Raw genomic sequence first — 17,067 nt, 5'->3', positions numbered from 1 at the left:
TGGCCTATAACTTACTTCGGTTCTTAATGTGCCAAATGGCCTACGACCAAAACAAGGTAATGCCTTACCAGATAGGCTTTAAACAAGCTTCGTTGTTCTTAATAGGACAGTTACAACTCCTTCCTGCCGTCGCACCTGGAAGAATCCCGGAGGTGATGAACTATATCCTAGATATGGCTGAGAGTTTTACGTTGCCAGAAAGGCGAGATAGGAGCTATCCAAGAGCGGTAAAAAGAAGGCCCAGTCGCTATGCGACTAGGCCTTCTAAAAGGTGTTAGCTTCTTAACTTACAAGCATTAGGCGAACTGGTGGCCTTTTAGTCAAACAGACATACAACTCACGCTTAGCACGTGCATTCTTCATTTATTTCTATATACTCCCGCGCCGTTTGTCAGGTGAAAGCCTGAACACAACCAATACAAGCCGTCACCACGGATCTGTGAATGACCCCAAGGAATCGGACCAGCTTATTTCACAGCTTGTAAAGGTTACTCAATGACAACTTTATTCAATTCCTACCACACTATGTGGTTTCCGCGTCCATCACTGGCGGCTTCTTGGTATCACTTTGGCACATCGACCATTCAACTGTTTGGAGGTGCTGCTCAATGATCGCTATTCTTTCTAGCCTCCTTGGCATCGTTTCGCTTATTGCTATCGCGTACCTATTCTCTGAAAAACGTTCAGCAATCAATTGGAACACCGTACTTCGCGCCCTACTTCTACAATCGCTAGTCGCAGCGTTTGTCCTCGCATTTCCACTTGGCAAAGATATTCTCGGCGCCATGAGCAGCGGCGTAGCCACCATTCTTAGCTTCTCAGACCGTGGTATTCAGTTCTTGTTTGGCGACTTAGCTACAAACGGCTTCGTGTTTGCCATTCGCGTACTGCCAATTATCGTGGTCATCAGTGCACTGATTGCGGCGCTCTATCACCTTGGCATCATGCAACTGGCCATTCGCATTATCGGTGGCGGCCTGCAAAGATTCCTTGGCACCAGCAAAGCTGAATCGCTGGTAGCTACTGGCAACATTTTCTTATCGCAAAGTGAATCACCGCTACTTATTCGCCCATTTCTAGGCACAATGACACGCTCAGAGCTATTTGCCGTAATGGCCGGCGGTATGGCATCGGTCGCGGGAAGCGTGCTTGGCGGTTATGCAGGACTTGGTGTTGAACTCAAGTACCTCATCGCCGCAAGCTTCATGGCCGCGCCAGGCTCGTTGATGATGGCTAAGCTGCTTGTACCAGAGCAACAAACTCCGTCTGACTATAGCAATATTGAACTCGATGACAGCAAACAAAGCAACATCATTGACGCGCTCGCTGCTGGCGCAATGAACGGCATGAGAGTCGCTGTTGCGGTTGGTACGATGCTTGTTGCTTTCATCAGTGTGATTGCAATGCTAAACGCTGCTATTGAATCTATCACTGGCTGGTTTGGTGGCAAAGGTATGACATTGGAGCTGCTGTTTGGCTTCGTGTTTGCGCCTGTTGCTTGGCTAATCGGTGTGGACTCTAGTGAAGTACTGACAGCAGGTTCATTTATCGGTCAGAAAGTGATTTTAAATGAGTTTGTTGCCTTCATCGACTTTGTGGAAGCAAAAGCCATGCTGTCTGACAAAACTCAGGTCATCATCACCTTTGCTCTTTGTGGCTTTGCCAACATCGCCTCTATCGCAATTCAAATTGGCGCGATCGCGTCCATGGCACCAGAACGCCGCTCTGATGTTGCAAGCCTTGGCATTAAAGCCGTTCTAGCCGGCACACTCGCTAACCTAATGAGTGCTTGCCTTGCTGGTCTATTCTTTGTGCTGTAAAGCTTAGCTAACGTACAACCAGGGGAGCTGATACCTCAAGCTCAAATAAGGTGTCAGTTCCCCGCTTGGTAATGCGTGGCGCGTCAAACGCTATGCAAACTTCGCCAATACGCTATCCGATGCGTCCTCAATCAAATCCAACACCAGTTCAAACCCTTGGTCACCACCATAATAGGGATCGGGTATCTCAGTATGACTCGATGAACCATAGCTCAGAAACAGCGATAACTTATATTGCAAATGCGCCGGGCAAAGCTGTTTAAGATCCGCCAAGTTATCTCTATCCGCCGCCAAAATCATATCAAACGCTTCAAAGTCATCATCCGTGACCTGCCGTGCTCGAATACCAGCAAACGAGTAGCCCCTCGCCTCCCCCGCTTGTCTAGACCTTGGGTCTGGCGTATTTCCTTGGTGATACCCAATCGTACCTGCTGAATCTATTGTCACAGCTACGCCACTTTGCTCAGCGCGCGCACGAAGAACTGCTTCACCAGTAGGAGAGCGGCAAATGTTGCCCATGCATACTACTAGGATTGATGGTTTCTTTTTATTATTCATAGAGTTAACACCTAATTTCGGCCAATTTTCACGTCAAAGATACAAAAAATTTTAGTTGATAAATCAGGTGCTTGTGAATAGTTTTGGAGGGATTTTGCCCTCAAAACTACCACTTCGTATCAAAGTAAAAGTTATCCCCGTAAACTCAATTTCAAATAACCAATTGAAAAATAGATATATTATAACTTTCGATGCGTTCAAAGGCTGCTTGTCAGTTTTATTTATCATAAAGAGCAAAAAGCAATCACCAAACGGAATGCGACAAGTTAATAAACATTAAGTAATGTCTACTTCCACCAGAACCCCAAAGTGATCCGATACAACCGGATAAAAGTCATTATTAAAAATCACCTGATGCTGCCTTACCACCACTGGTTGATTACTAAAAACCAGATCAATCCGAAGCGCTTGGATATTTTGTTCCCAACCATCAATATTTTTAATTACAGTGGTTCCAGTATCTTTTATTTCTGCTATTTCATAACAATCTATCAAACCGCGCTGTAAAACATAATCATAACCTTCATTACGCATATGGCTTGGGTTGTTGAAATCGCCTAATAGAAAGTTCAATTCCGTTGATAATGTCGCACTTATTTGGTTGAACTGATCCTCAAATGAGTTCTCTGAGTCATTCCACCAGCCGCAATGACAATTATAAAGATTGAAATCGCCTTGTTGAGAAGTAACCTTAATACGCACTGCTCGCCTATGTTTCCAGTAGTTCACATCATAATTATCACTTAGGTCAATGACCTCATGTTCGATAATCGGCAGTCGCGTCAAGAATGCCAGTCCCTCTTGATATACGTCATAACTTTGATGAACGAAATCCCATGTAAGTTGGTAGTGACAACCGTATTCCATGAGCTTTTTCTGTAACAAATAACCATAGTTATCAGCGAACACAGTGTGATTCGTTAATATATTGGCATCAACAGCCGGGCTGTCTTGATGTTGATTCACTTCCTGTAATGCAACGACATCGCACCCTTGCTCGATTATGGCTTGCGCTACCACATCCAACTTTTCTAGCTGTTTCTCTTCTTGCCAACTATGGGTATTTAACGTCATTAACTTCATTTATTATTCACTTATTGATTGTCGTGAGTTAAACGCAGCGCAAGGCTGCGTTTTTCGATGTTACTCTATCTAAATAGAGAAATAATTACGCTGGTTGTGCTGAAAACTTCGCAACTAATCTAGATTTAATGACATCCACTCCAGGACCATAAATAACTTGTACTCCTTGCTCTTTAATCACAGCGCCAAGTGCTCCTGTTGGCTTCCATAACTCATATTCGGCAACCAACTGCGGATCATTAACTGTAACGCGCAAGCGTGTCATACAAGCATCAATTTCAGCAATATTGGTACGGCCACCTAAATTCTTAATAATAGTTTCCATCTTCTCATCTTCTGACATGGATTCCGAACTGTCATCGAGGTAGTTACCCATGCGTCCCGGTGTTGGCAATTTAAATTTGACAATAAGCACACGGAATAATCCATAGTTAACACCAAAGAAAACAATAGAGACTAATGCGAAGCGAACCAAATCACCACCGATGCCCGCTGAAGCCATCATAGGTATACGAGTGACTAATTCTATCAAGCCAAAGGCATGTACACGTAGGTCCATAACATCGACCAACGCAAATGCAACCCCTGTTAACACCGCATGCGCAACATACAAAACAGGAGCAATAAACATAAACATGAATTCAATAGGCTCTGTTACACCTGTTAATAACACTGCAAGACACGCAGATAAAAACATTGGCTTGTATTGTGCGCGCTTGTCACCATCAACACAGTGATACATGGCAAGCCCAATACCAATCAATGAAGACGCTGCGATAATAACTTGACCTGCCTTAAAACGTGCAGGATGTACTGTATCTAGTAGATGTTGGTAAGCTGTCGGATCGCTTAATTTAAGATTATTTAGATCGCTAACCCAAGCAAGCCATAATGGATCTTGACCATAAACACTAGAGCCCGCATTCGTACCAGTCAAAAGCTCATAAGTACCACCCAACTCAGTGTAATTCATCGGAATAGTTAAAGTGTGGTGTAAGCCAAATGGCAGTAATAAACGCTCTAACGTACCATATAGGAAAGGAGCAGTGATCGGTGCTGTGTCTTTAGAGGTTGCAATCCATTGACCAAAATCATTAAGTGCACCTTGAATTAAAGGCCATACGATTGATAAAGCAAACGCAATAATCATCGAATAGAAAATAACTACAAAAGGTACAAAACGCTTACCGTTGAAAAATGCTAATGCTTGAGGTAAGCGAGAGAAGTCATGATAGCGGTTAAATAAGTTGGCACCTAAATAACCAGACATAATACCGATAAACACACCCATATTTAGAGCAGGAGCACCCAAAATATTAGTGAAGAATTGAGAGACAGGTAACTCAGAACCAAATAGGCTCATCACAACCGCCTCTGGATCACTGAGCATAGCGTTGTCCACGCCCAATATAACCCCGGTGATGCGGTTGATTAAGATGAAGGCAATCAGAGCAGCAAATGCGCCTCCTGCTCTTTCTTTAGCCCATGAACCACCGATAGCGACAGCAAATAATAGGTGAAGGTTAACTATAACCCCCCAACCTATGTTTTCCATAATAGCGCCTAGTGTTTCAATAGCGCCAATACCACCGGCATACATTGCGACAACTTTACCGAGTGATATCATGATACCCGCGGCTGGCATCACCGCGATAACAACGATAAGGGATTTCCCAAATCGTTGCCAAAAATCAAACGACAGTAACTTACTCATAAATGATTCCTTGTTTTAAATACAGGGTAGCTTTATAAATGCCCTGCGATAAATATAAATTAGTGTTTTCTTGCAAATATATACGCTGCATAAGCCGGGACAATTTGCGTCGCTATAAAATCAGAGCGAACGTGTTCGTTTTTGATATTCTGATTATCAAGCACTAATTCGCCTAATTGCGTGCAGTCGATATCAACGATGCTCTCTTGTGGACTTAAATTGGTAATAATGGTCCATGTCATATCTTGACCAACACGTTGATAAGCATAGATATTGGGATCGCTAGCTAGCAGCAATTGATAGCGGCCAACCACTAAACTTACATTTGACTTACGCAGAGCGATCAGTTTCTTATAGAAACTCAAAATCGAATTTGGATCTTTCTGTTGTTGCTCAACATTGATATCTGCGTGCTGTTGATTGACCCAGAACCAAGGTTGCACCTCAGAAAAACCGCCAAAATTCTGGTCATTCCATTGCATTGGCAAGCGACTGTGGTCGCGAGATACCTGATTTAACAAAGCTAAGATGTCTGCGTCACTTTGACCTTGTTGAGATAGTTTTTGAATTAAATTTCTAGCAGACACATCATTAAATTCGTCAAGAGACGTAAACTGATGATTTACCATACCAATCTCTTGGCCCTGATAAATAAACGGAGTCCCTTTCATCAAGAAATAACAACTCGCTAATGCGGTAGCACTGGCATACCTAGAATTAGGGTCGGCAAAAGTATCAATACTACGTGCTTGATCATGGTTTTCTAAATAAAGCGCATTCCAACCTTTACCTTCTAATGCATCTTGCCAACGCGATAAAATGCGTTTGAACTCCACCAAATCTAAACGCTCGTTGCTTTGTTCTTCCGACCATAGCTTCATGTGTTCAAACTGAAAAATCATGTTGAAAACGCCACCTTGATCCTGCTCGGTCGCTTCGGCAACCCACGGTAATGCGTTATCGGCAGTAACCCCATTGGCCTCACCAACTGTCACAATGCCAAAGGGATCAAACGCCTGCAGTTTTAACTCATGCAGATGCTTTTCAATACCTGCCACATTCATATGATAATCAAACGAGGAGACATACTTTTCACCCTTTGGATTGGGTAAAGACGGTAAATCTGGTTGTTTCTGAATATGGCTAATTGCATCAACACGGAAACCATCAATACCGCGCTCCAACCACCAATGAATCATTTTAAATAGTGCTTGCTTAACTTCAGGGTTTTCCCAATTCAGATCCGGTTGTTTTTTGGAAAATAGGTGCAAGTAGTACTGCGCCGTTTTTTTATCATATTCCCATACACTGCCATGAAAGATACTTTCCCAGTTGTTTGGATCGCAAGTCAGTTTTTCATCGGTAGGCTCACAACCATCACGCCAAATATACCAATCACGCTTAGGGCTATTTTTGTTATCTCGAGATTCGATGAACCATGGATGTTCATCACTAGTATGGTTGATCACCAAATCCATAATGATGCGAATGCCACGCGTATGAGCAGCAGCGATCAGTGTATCCACATCCTCCAGGGTTCCAAAGTCAGGATGAATCGCTTGGTAGTCGCTAATATCGTAACCGTTATCATCATTCGGTGATGCATAGAATGGGCAAATCCATATTAAATCAATGCCCAAATCAGCTAGGTAATCCAGCTTAGTAATGATTCCATTGATATCACCAATACCGTCTTGGTTCGTATCATAAAAGCTACGGGGATAAATTTGGTAGGCGGTCGCTTTTTTCCACCACTCGAGTGGGCTTGAATGTCTGTTATTGGCGCAAATCATCAATGTTATGCTTTGTGTTATGCTATGTGTTATCGATAACACATGAGGTTAAATGGATTGCGTTTAGACTCAATATAATTTCAGACAAACTGTGAGGTAGCCCTCATAACCTCAAGAGAACTGTGAGCTTTCTCTCATTTTTAGGTCAAATGTGCCTTCGACGGAACTGAAATCGCGCTTTATCAATTTTTTGACAGCTTGATAGCCCACTTGATAGTAGTTAAAAGCCACAGTAGTCAGACTCGGGACTAACAGATCGCTGTAATCATAGTCGCCCATGCCTACAATCCATACGTTATGACCAATCTTGAGTTGCTGTTCTTTGGCGCGACGATATAAACGAATGGCAATATTATCGGTGGCGCAAAAGTAGACATGATTGGGCTGTAATTGAACTGCCTGGTAGTCGGTTTTTTCCTCAGAGTTGGCTAAGGCTTGCAGTGAAAAATTTAACTCGGGTACGGTATCGGTAATGGTGGTTTGCATCAACTTAGTTCGGCTAGAAAGCATACGCTCATCGTAAATATAATTTACGGCTACCAGCGGTGCTTGCTGCTGTTTTAGTTGAGTAATGGTTTGGGAGACGAGTGCTTTAATAGCAGCGTGATCGGGGTAATATAAACAACAATGATGGGGAGAGTTTTTGCCAATAAATAACACATTATCTAAGGTTCGATAAAAAGTCTCTTCAACACTGTGTTTTGAAGCGATAATAATCGTGCCAAGTGCATTTAAGCCGTTAAACTCTCTCACAGCTTGGCATTCTGACTCATGATTAAACCCTGTGGAATGAAACAGCATTCGTACTTGTGATTCGTTGGCAGCAGCCAGCGCCCCTTTAATCACTAAACTCGTCGTATATGACTCGATACGAGGCGCGACGAAACCAATAATATTGGATTGGCTACGAATAGAGCGAGCAAATATATTAGGTGTGTAATGACTATCTTTGACGATAGCTTCAATTTTAAGGCGGTTCTCAGCCGAAACATAACCGCCATTAAAGTAACGTGACACAGTCATTGTTGAAATTCCAAGCTGTCTTGAAATCGCAGCCATTGTCATCTTTTTACTCATTACATACTTCCTTCAATAATGCACTATTGTCATACACCAAAGTGACTTCAAGATGCAGGGTTATGTTGAGTCACTTCGGTATAGTATCCAATATATTGACTTACAATACAGTAAATACAACTGGGTGTGAGCATGAGTGCTCGATTTTTACTCACAAGATTCGGATCTACACGCAAGACCAGAGAGGGAGCATACCTTGAACAAGCCAGCCCCCCAATACTGACGGATAGAATATGGTGTGCCAACAATGATTAAAGGAATATGACTTTTCTCTTAAAAATTAGGCACATCAACCCCATAACTCACGCTCTAGTACGCAAGTTCATTGAGATAGGGACTGAAACGAAACAAAAGCTTCACGTAATTTGAGTCATTAATTAATAAAACTCATGAATGATTGTCATCAAACGGAATTATGGTGACATGGCATGAGCCTTTCGATTAAAAACCTCAATAAAAGCTTCGGTGACGTTAGTGCGCTTCGCGACATCAATCTATCTTTAAATCAAGGTGAATTGGCCGCACTCGTTGGGCCGTCTGGATGCGGAAAAACGACATTACTCCGATCCATAGCAGGATTAGAGCACCCTTCTTCAGGACAAATTAAAATCAATGAGCGTAGTGTTTTCGACGGTGAGTTGAATGAATCTATCGCTATTCAAGATCGAAAGCTTGGAATGGTGTTTCAAGACTTCGCGCTTTGGCCACACCTTACTGTCTATGAGAATATTGCATTTGGCCTACGTGCACGAAAAGACACCAAAGATCTGGATAAGCGAGTAAACGATGCACTGGCACAAGTTCAGTTAGCCTCGTTCGCTAAACGATTTCCAAGCCAGCTCTCTGGCGGTCAGCAACAGCGCGTTTCTATCGCGAGAGCCATAGTTACCAAACCACAACTGATTCTGCTTGATGAACCACTTTCAGCGCTTGATGCAGTTCTTAAAGATCAGATTCAGCACCTATTGCTACAAATCCTCAAAGATAACCAATTGACCGCTGTCTATGTCACACACGACCAGGCAGAGGCTATGTCTATGGCAGATAAAGTGGTCATCATGAATGCTGGTCAAGTTGAACAGTTCGACTCACCGGAGGCGATTTATCACCATCCTAAGTCAGAATTTGTCGCTCAGTTTATAGGGAAGAGCAATCGTCTTCCTAGCCCTCAAGGCCATGCCTTTATCCGCATGGAAAAGCTGAAACCTCATGCTGCTGCCAATGACAATGATTTGCAGTTTGAAGGTTCGATTATCAACGCTCGATTCCAAGGGCAGCACTATCTCGTTGAGGCCAATGTTGCAGGAGAGAAGTGGCACTTCTTCGCATCACAGCGACCGACCCCTGGAGAAGTAATATCTCTTTATTGCGCCCCTGAAGATATTCAAAGAATTCACTTATAAGGAAATGATGATGAAAAACCTATCCGTACTAGCTCTCGCCCTTGGACTTGTGTCGGGCGCGGTTGCCGCTGCAGATCTCACGCTCTATACCGCAGGCCCTAAAGGACTAGCAAACCAGCTAATAAAAGACTTTGAAAAAGTCTCGGGCAACAAAGTTCAAGTCTACCAAGCAACGACTGGACGAATCTTGGGCCGATTAAAAGCGGAAGAAGCTCGCCCGGTCGCAGATGTGGTTATTTTAGCCTCTTGGCCAGCGGCAATGGGTCTTCAGAGCGAAGGGCTTTTACATACCTTTACTCCAGAAAACGCAGATAAACTGCATGATGGATGGAATGGTAACAATCAGCTGTTCGCGTATTCAGGCTCGGCTTTAGGGATTACCTACAATACCCGTCTGGTGAAAGATGCCCCAGCATCACTCACAACTTACACTGAAGACAACTGGGCAGGACAAGTCGTTATTCCTGACCCAACTGAATCAGGCTCTGCTTTGGATTTTATCTCTGGTGTCATAGCTAATGATGCGGACAAAGCATGGACACTATTCAATGCATGGCAAGAAAACGATATCGATGTTAATGGTGCAAACCGTCCGGCACTGAACCAAGTGGTTAATGGCTCGAAAAGTGTCGTACTGGCTGGCGTCGATTACATGGGATACGGCGAAAAGGCCAAAGGAAATCCAATCCAGGTTATCTACCCGGCTGAGGGCACTGTAATCGCACCAAGACCAGTCATGGTGCTTGAATCTAGCGAAAATAAACCACAAGCAGAGGTATTTGTTAACTACCTGCTGACTGAACGTGCACAGAACATTGTTGCTAAGAACTTGCTGCTACCTGGTCGTAGTGATGTAAAAGCGGATCCATCTCGCCCAGACTACGCTGAGATTAAGCAACTGGATTATGACTGGAATTGGATGTTTGAAAATCAAGCAAACGTCACTAAGAAGTTTAGCGCGATGTTTCGCTAACCCACCTCAAGGAGAGGGTTAACCTCTCCTCTTTTACCGCCGCCTCGCTTTATATCAGATCTCTATGAACACACTCCAATCCCAAGATACATTCAATAAACCCACGTTATTGGCGTTGCTAAGCCTCATTATCTTAGTGCTAATGCCAATGGGTACGATTCTTATCAATAGCGCCTACCAAGATGGGCATTGGCACCTGACATCTTTATTTCGACAACTTGTTGATAGCTACACACTCGGTGTGCTTTGGAACTCTATTCAACTCGCTTTTTTAGTCACCATCGTTGCAACATTGTTTGCAGCCCCTTTGGCATGGATTACAGCTAAAACAGAGATCGGTCACCATAAATGGCTAGATATCGTCATCTTGATCCCATTCATGACTCCACCGTTTATCGACTCTATGGGGTGGATGATTTTTATGCGCCCGAGGGGTTATCTAGAGCAGTTATTACCTGGCTTGGCGGGATTACAGACTGGCTTCTTCTCATTGGCTGGCATGGTGTTAATAATGAGCCTGTCGCTTTTCCCATTCATGTACTTAGTTATCAAAAATAGCTTGTTGAGAATCAATGCTAGTGTTGAAGAAGCGGCAATCATATATGGTGCATCCAAGCTAAGAATCCTTGTCAAAGTTTTCTTGCCGCTGTTGATTTCAGGCTACCTAATGGGGGCATTACTGGTATTCGTCAAAACAATTTCAGAATTCGGCACGCCAGCAACTTTGGGTAAGCAGATAGGCTATTACGTGCTGACAACGGAAATCCACCGCTTTACCTCGACTTGGCCGATAGATTTCGTAAAAGCATCGGTGCTCTCTTTGGTCTTGCTAACAACAAGTATGTTGATGTGGATGGGACAGCTCTATATCTCGAACAATTACCAATACCAGCTCATTTCGGGCAAGGGGAACAAACTAAGAATTATTGCGTTATCGCCTTGGCAACGCAGCGCTTGTTGGTTGGTCATCGCTTTTATACTTGCGTTATCAATTGGTATTCCCTATTTCTCAATAACCGCCACCGCACTCATCGATTTAGCGGGATTTGGACTTAGCTGGGATAACTTAACCTTTAGACACTTCGCGCAAGTCTTTAGCTTCGACAGCGAGGCGTTTTCCGCGTTGCTAAATAGTATTCAGCTTAGTCTATATGCCGCGACCATCTGTACTGCACTCGGGATTTGGTATGGATTGACGGTGGTGTGTGGACAATCCCACCTAACGAAAGTCATCGACTTTGCGAGCTTATTGTCCAATACGGTGCCGGGGATCGTTGTTGTCTTTGGTTTGATTCTATTCTGGAACTCACCAAGTAACCCCTTTCCTCTTTACAACACCAAAGGGATGCTGATCATCACGTATGTTGTTCTGTTCCTTCCCTATACAGTGCAGTATGTAAAGTCGGCTGCAGAGCAAATCAGCAGCAGTCTTGACGATGCTGCTAAGGTATCAGGTGCTTCTGAATTCTATCGATTTAGTCGAGTTACACTGCCACTAATTCTACCCGGGGTAATAGCAGGCTGGGCAATGAGTTTTATCATCGGTCAACGTGAATTGGTTGGCTCTCTCATGGTGAAACCGCCCGGCTTTGAAACCAGCGCAACCTTTATTTTTAGTGAGTTTGACCAGGGCAACACCAGCTTAGCAATGGCGATGGCATTAGTGGTCGTTTCTGTAACGGTATCCATGCTGGCTGGCTTAAAGGTAATAGAATCTCGACACAGAGAGCGATAATTCTTTGCATCTACCATGAAATGTGTGCAGTTAATTTTGATAAGAGTCTGATTTAGAATTCAACGTCTACTAAAAGAACAGTCACAGTATAAATTTTTACTTTAAGGGAACACGTTCAAATATGCCCAAGGGGCATATTTGAACGTCTCAACAGATTATTGGCACTTTTGTTTTACTTGATTCATATATGGATAGAGAAAAATGAAGCGTCCCAAATAAAACAGTGTAAAAGCCAGCCATAGTCCGTGATTGCCCCAGTACCGAACACCAACAAACTGAACAATTAAAAAGACCAACAGTGTCGCGAAAGTTGAATTGCGCACCGGTCTAGTCGTCCCTGTTCCAGTGAAAATGCCATAAAAAGTCAGTCCGTAGCCTGCCACCAGCGGGAACACAATGAGCCACGGGCTCATTGTTGAATAGATCTCAACTAGTTCTGGTAGAGTGGTGAAGAGCATCACCAACTGCTGTTTAAACACGACCAAAAGTAGCGATAATACAATGACAAAGCCAGTAGTCCACTGGACATTCAGTTTGATAACACGGCTAAGCAGTTGGGGATTTTTTTGTCCCACAGACTTGCCGGCAAAAACACTGGATGCATTCGCCACGCCGTCAAACAAGTAGCTGGCAATGAAGGTGACTTGCATCAATATTGCATTCGCTGCCAGTACATCGGCTCCCAACTGTGAACCAACACGAGCCATCATGTTAAAAAACACCAGTATGCAGACCGTGCGGAGCAACAAATCAAGGTTTGAGAAAACAATGACACTCAGATCCTTACGCGACATTTTTGTGGTGCGAACGTAGTCAAGCAGCGAGAACTGGCACGTTTTGAGAACGAGGACAGCACCAATAACAAAGGTGGTGATTTGAGCAATAAGAGTGGCAATAGCGACTCCCGCTATCCCCATATCAAAGTAGAGTACAAACACCAGATCTAAAATAATGTTTAGCACGTTGCCAAATACTTGGGTGAACAAGGTCTCCTTCGCTTTCGCCTGACCCATTAACCATCCGATGATGGTGTAGTTAAGCAGAACGAAAGGAGCGCCGTAGATCATAATGTCAAAATAGATCTTGGCATTCTCTCCAACGACCGGCTCTGGGGAAATGACCCACTCAGCCCCGAGCCAAATCAAAGACTGCATAAAAACAAAGCTCAAACCCACAAATAATGCGAGCACCAAGGGACGTAATAAACTGCTAGCTTGCTCTGTTTGATTGTTTTTGCCCAGAGCAATAGCGCTTTGACCTGTCGTACTCACTCGGAAAAAACCAAACAACCAATATAACGTGTTCATGATGACCGTTCCGATGGCTACGCCACCAATAAGCTCTGCAACACCTAACTTACCAATGACCGCTGTATCAACCGCTCCCAATAGAGGCTGGGTGACCGTCGACACAATAAATGGGAATGCAATCTTAAAATAGTCTTTATGTGTCAAATTCATTGTTGATTCATCTCAGCTTCAAAAGGGATCTCTAGATATCCTGCCGCTTCCAGTAATTCTTTGGTGTAGGGGTCTCGAACGTGTTTTAAGTCACGCATGTCCTCAACATGCTCAACAATTCGTCCACCTTTAAAAAACATCAGGCGATCACATAGAAAGCTCGCGACAGCAATATCGTGGGTAATAAACAAATAGGAAATATTGCGTTGTTTCTTTAGCTTCTGTAGAAGATCGAGTATTTGAACCTGGACGGAAACGTCAAGCGAACTTACCGCCTCATCGAGTAAGATAAACTTTGGATTGGGTGCAATAGCGCGAGCAATACACACTCGTTGCAGTTGCCCGCCACTAAGCTGATGAGGATAACGGTCTAGCATTTCAGGCTTAAGCCCGACTTCTTCGAGGAGTTCCACGAGCATAGCTTCGCGCTGTGCTTTGCTTATGCTCTCTGTTATTAGGGGTTCATTAATGATTTCCCGAACCGTCAAGCGCGGATTCACTGACGTATTGTAATCTTGAAAAACCACACTGATGGCTTTGTGGGTTGGCAAGCCTTCAATGGCTTGCCCCAACACTACCTCACCACTGTCCGCTATTTCCAAGCCCAGAAGGACTTTACCTAGCGTACTTTTCCCACTGCCCGACTCACCGACTATACCAACACATTCCCCTTCATTCACCGTGATCGAGACGCCGTTAAGCACCTGCTGATAACTCGAGAACAACCAACTATCATCGCTTTTAAAAGCCTTGGTGACATTTTGAACATCAATCAACATGGCTGACTCTCCATTACTGACTTAAAGCGATTAATTAATGCCATGCGCGTATCAACTAAGTAATGAGTATGCTCACTTTGTGGGTGAGTAAATACTTGCTTAGTATCACCATACTCCACCACTCTTCCTTGATTCATCACCATAACGTTATCAGCGATGTGCGACACTAAACTCAAATCATGACTGACAAAAATGAGGCTGGTACCAAATTGTTCACGAACAAATTGCAACTCTTTGATCACTTCACGTTGAGAAATGTAGTCAATGGCCGTTGTCGGTTCATCGGCAATGATCAACTTAGGTTTTAACACTAAGGCAAGCGCTACCATGATACGTTGCAACATTCCGCCACTGAGCTCATGGGGATACTTTTTCAGCAAAGATTGAACAGACTTTAGGTTCACTCGAGTTAACACATCGCAGAACAACTCCGTAGCTTCTTTACGACTCATAGCCGAATGCTGCTGAATCGTCTCAATCGCCTGATTGCCGATGGTGAATAGTGGATTGAAGGCCGTCATTGGACTTTGCATGATCATCGAAATTGTCTCTCCACGCATTTGACGACGCTGTTTTGGTGTCATGGTGAATAGATCTTGGTCATCAAATTTTGCTTCACCAGCAATAGAGAACTGCTCACCCAACAAGCCGTTAATCGCGTTGCAGGTTAGACTCTTGCCACTACCTGATTCACCTAAAATACCTAAGCACTGATCTTCTTTGAGGGTAAAACTCACATTGGAAACCAACTCTCGATGTACTGGTCTCTCAATTGCGACGGTAAGATTGTTTAGTTCTAACATCAACGCTGCTCCGTTTTTGGGTCTAACACGTCTCTAAGCGAGTCCCCCAGCAAGTTACAACACGCAACCACCACCATAATCGCTGCGCCGGGAATCAGCATTTGCTCGGGGTTTGAGAACAAAACCTCTTTTGCATCACTAAGCATCGCTCCCCATTCTGGTGTTGGTGGCTGAATACCAAGCCCCAAGAAAGACAGGGTTGAAATACTTAAAATGATCCACCCTAGATCCAAGGTTGCAAGAATGATGACTTCAGCAGCAACGTTAGGTGCTAAGTGCTTACGGAAAACAAAGCTTTGCGGTGTTTTTACCGTTCTCGAATACAGAATGTAATTTTGATGGTTGAATGAGATGACTGAGCTGCGAACGATGCGCACATACCATGCAATTTTGGCAATGAAGTTCGCTACAATGATGTTGGTAATGCCGGGTCCCATAATACCAACAATGCTCAATACGATAATTTCATACGGAAACGACAGCATAACTTCACAGCCGCGCATGATGACTGCATCGACCTTTCCTCGAACATACCCCGAAACAACGCCAATGAAACCACCGACAAATGCCGTGATAATCATGGTTAATAAGGAGTAATAAAGGGTCGTACGCACACCAAACAGTAGACGTGAGTAAACACAGCGACCTAGATGGTCGGTACCAAGCGGATACTCTGCCGACATAGGCATGAGTGTATTAATGACATCCGCTAAGTTTGGGTCATGCGGTGCAATAAACGGCGCAAATGCCCCCATCAAACAAATGACGGAGAGAATAAGCAAACAAACGATCACCGTCTTGTTGCCCAAGAGACGTTGCATCATTGGTGTTTACCTCCTGACTTCAAACGAGGGTCTACGACGGTATGTAATATATCGATGAGCAAATTAGAGACAACAAATAAGCTACCCATCGCTAATATGTACGCCTGAATAATTGGATAATCACGATTAAAAATGGCGGCTAACGCAAGCCTGCCCAAACCGGGAATCGCAAAAATACTCTCTATCACCACTGTCCCGGCGATAAGTCGTACGACTCCGATACCCAGTGCCGTCATAGAGGTTTGCAAAGAATTTTTGAGAAGATGCTTCCAAACTACACGATACTCAGCAATCCCTCGGGCTCGTGCGTAGACCACATAGTTGTGATTCATTGAATCCAACATTGAATTTCGGATTAGGCGGATATACGTCGCCACATACGCCATACACAAGGTAATCGAAGGTAAAATAAAATGACTAAATGTCGACGCACCGCTACTGGGTAGCCAGTACATGTAAATCGAGAACAACCAAATCAAAATGAATGCAAGCCAAAAGTTTGGCATTGCTGTGCTGGCAAAAATGAACACACGTACAATACGATCAAACCAATGGTCTTTGTAAACAGCACTTAGCACACCCATTGGAATACTCACACACACCAACAAGATCAATGACAGTCCAGCTAGCTTTAACGTGTGTGGAAAGCTACGAGCGAGTTCGTCAGAAACTAAACGGTTAGTATTGGTGTAGGATGCGCCAAAATCGCCTTGTAATGATGCCCCTAACCAATTTACATAACGAACTAGAAAGGGTTTATCCAAGCCAAGCTCTAAGCGAATTTCTTCAATCGCTTCAGGACTTGGTGTCGTATCATTCACTCGCAATGCGACTTCCGCAGGGTCTGCGGGGATGATATTGACTAAAGCAAACGCGATAAACGAGACAAAGAAAAGTGTCACAATTGCACTTAGTAGCCGCTTTAATATGTATTTTGCCATGCAGATACTTTCTCGACTTTGGTTAATCAGAAAACAAAAAGACTGACACTCAAATCTGAGTGTCAGTCGTCACAGGTGTAACGGGTTAAGTCGCTTTAGCAATA

General features: G+C 43.8%; 14 protein-coding genes and 1 pseudogene. 5 read left to right on the top strand and 10 right to left on the bottom strand.

Translation table 11 applies throughout. From position 1 onward, the window contains the following. Together L4C42_RS16115 and L4C42_RS16110 are read left to right on the top strand one after the other, a co-directional pair. Nucleotides 1-278, top strand: a pseudogene (locus L4C42_RS16115) (IS4 family transposase); the annotation flags it as partial. A 333-nt stretch (nt 279-611) separates the two neighbouring features. Beyond that, the gene (locus L4C42_RS16110) at nt 612-1,820 is read left to right on the top strand and encodes a NupC/NupG family nucleoside CNT transporter (RefSeq protein ID WP_353498668.1); all 1,209 of its coding nucleotides are present in this window, start codon (nt 612-614) and stop codon (nt 1,818-1,820) included. Nucleotides 1,821-1,910: 90 nt separating this feature from the next. On the opposite strand, the gene L4C42_RS16105 is transcribed toward L4C42_RS16110, so the two are convergent. The 5 genes from L4C42_RS16105 to L4C42_RS16085 form a co-directional block, all read right to left on the bottom strand. After that, nucleotides 1,911-2,378, bottom strand: coding sequence for a low molecular weight protein-tyrosine-phosphatase (locus L4C42_RS16105; RefSeq protein ID WP_353498183.1), 468 nt, complete (start codon nt 2,376-2,378; stop codon nt 1,911-1,913). Between the two features lie 276 nt (nt 2,379-2,654). Further along, nucleotides 2,655-3,461 carry an endonuclease/exonuclease/phosphatase family protein gene (locus tag L4C42_RS16100; protein ID WP_353498182.1) on the bottom strand — a complete coding sequence of 269 codons (807 nt, stop codon included), beginning with the start codon at nt 3,459-3,461 and terminating at the stop codon, nt 2,655-2,657. 85 nt (nt 3,462-3,546) lie between these two features. Beyond that, nucleotides 3,547-5,175, bottom strand: coding sequence for a PTS transporter subunit IIBC (locus L4C42_RS16095; RefSeq protein ID WP_353498181.1), 1,629 nt, complete (start codon nt 5,173-5,175; stop codon nt 3,547-3,549). A 59-nt stretch (nt 5,176-5,234) separates the two neighbouring features. Beyond that, nucleotides 5,235-6,968: a glycoside hydrolase family 13 protein gene (locus L4C42_RS16090; RefSeq protein ID WP_353498180.1), complete on the bottom strand. Its 1,734-nt coding sequence runs from the start codon at nt 6,966-6,968 to the stop codon at nt 5,235-5,237. Between the two features lie 111 nt (nt 6,969-7,079). Further along, nucleotides 7,080-8,045, bottom strand: a complete 966-nt coding sequence (locus L4C42_RS16085) for a LacI family DNA-binding transcriptional regulator (RefSeq protein WP_353498179.1) — start codon at nt 8,043-8,045, stop codon at nt 7,080-7,082. Nucleotides 8,046-8,473: 428 nt separating this feature from the next. Here L4C42_RS16085 and L4C42_RS16080 point away from each other — a divergent pair, with 428 nt between their 5' ends. From L4C42_RS16080 to L4C42_RS16070, 3 genes are all read left to right on the top strand, one after another. After that, nucleotides 8,474-9,448 (top strand): ABC transporter ATP-binding protein, encoded by a 975-nt coding sequence (locus tag L4C42_RS16080; RefSeq protein ID WP_353498178.1) that lies wholly within the window; start codon nt 8,474-8,476, stop codon nt 9,446-9,448. A 10-nt stretch (nt 9,449-9,458) separates the two neighbouring features. Continuing rightward, on the top strand, nt 9,459-10,421 hold the full coding sequence (locus L4C42_RS16075) for an extracellular solute-binding protein (RefSeq protein WP_353498177.1): 963 nt from the start codon (nt 9,459-9,461) through the stop codon (nt 10,419-10,421). A gap of 64 nt (nt 10,422-10,485) precedes the next feature. Beyond that, the gene (locus L4C42_RS16070; RefSeq protein WP_353498176.1) at nt 10,486-12,156 is read left to right on the top strand and encodes an ABC transporter permease; all 1,671 of its coding nucleotides are present in this window, start codon (nt 10,486-10,488) and stop codon (nt 12,154-12,156) included. A gap of 155 nt (nt 12,157-12,311) precedes the next feature. Here L4C42_RS16070 and L4C42_RS16065 read toward each other — a convergent pair whose 3' ends face one another. Genes L4C42_RS16065 through opp1B form a run of 5 tightly spaced genes read right to left on the bottom strand, consistent with a single transcriptional unit; the run spans nt 12,312 to nt 16,963 of the window. After that, nucleotides 12,312-13,616 (bottom strand): MATE family efflux transporter, encoded by a 1,305-nt coding sequence (locus L4C42_RS16065; RefSeq protein ID WP_353498175.1) that lies wholly within the window; start codon nt 13,614-13,616, stop codon nt 12,312-12,314. Beyond that, entirely contained in the window at nt 13,613-14,395 is a 783-nt protein-coding gene (locus tag L4C42_RS16060; RefSeq protein ID WP_353498174.1) for an ABC transporter ATP-binding protein, read from the bottom strand. The genes L4C42_RS16065 and L4C42_RS16060 overlap by 4 nt, the downstream gene beginning before the upstream one ends. Continuing rightward, the gene (locus tag L4C42_RS16055; protein ID WP_429761230.1) at nt 14,389-15,198 is read right to left on the bottom strand and encodes an ABC transporter ATP-binding protein; all 810 of its coding nucleotides are present in this window, start codon (nt 15,196-15,198) and stop codon (nt 14,389-14,391) included. The genes L4C42_RS16060 and L4C42_RS16055 overlap by 7 nt, the downstream gene beginning before the upstream one ends. Then, nucleotides 15,198-16,022: a nickel/cobalt ABC transporter permease gene (opp1C, locus tag L4C42_RS16050; protein ID WP_353498172.1), complete on the bottom strand. Its 825-nt coding sequence runs from the start codon at nt 16,020-16,022 to the stop codon at nt 15,198-15,200. The genes L4C42_RS16055 and opp1C overlap by 1 nt, the downstream gene beginning before the upstream one ends. Then, nucleotides 16,019-16,963 (bottom strand): nickel/cobalt ABC transporter permease, encoded by a 945-nt coding sequence (gene opp1B / locus L4C42_RS16045; protein WP_353498171.1) that lies wholly within the window; start codon nt 16,961-16,963, stop codon nt 16,019-16,021. The genes opp1C and opp1B overlap by 4 nt, the downstream gene beginning before the upstream one ends. Nucleotides 16,964-17,067 lie beyond the last annotated feature (104 nt).

It is taken from the genome of Vibrio wakamikoensis (genome assembly GCF_050337275.1).
Lineage (GTDB): Bacteria > Pseudomonadota > Gammaproteobacteria > Enterobacterales > Vibrionaceae > Vibrio > Vibrio chaetopteri.
The sequence above is the reverse complement of the archived record's forward strand: the minus strand, read 5'-3'. Positions and strand labels throughout refer to the sequence as shown.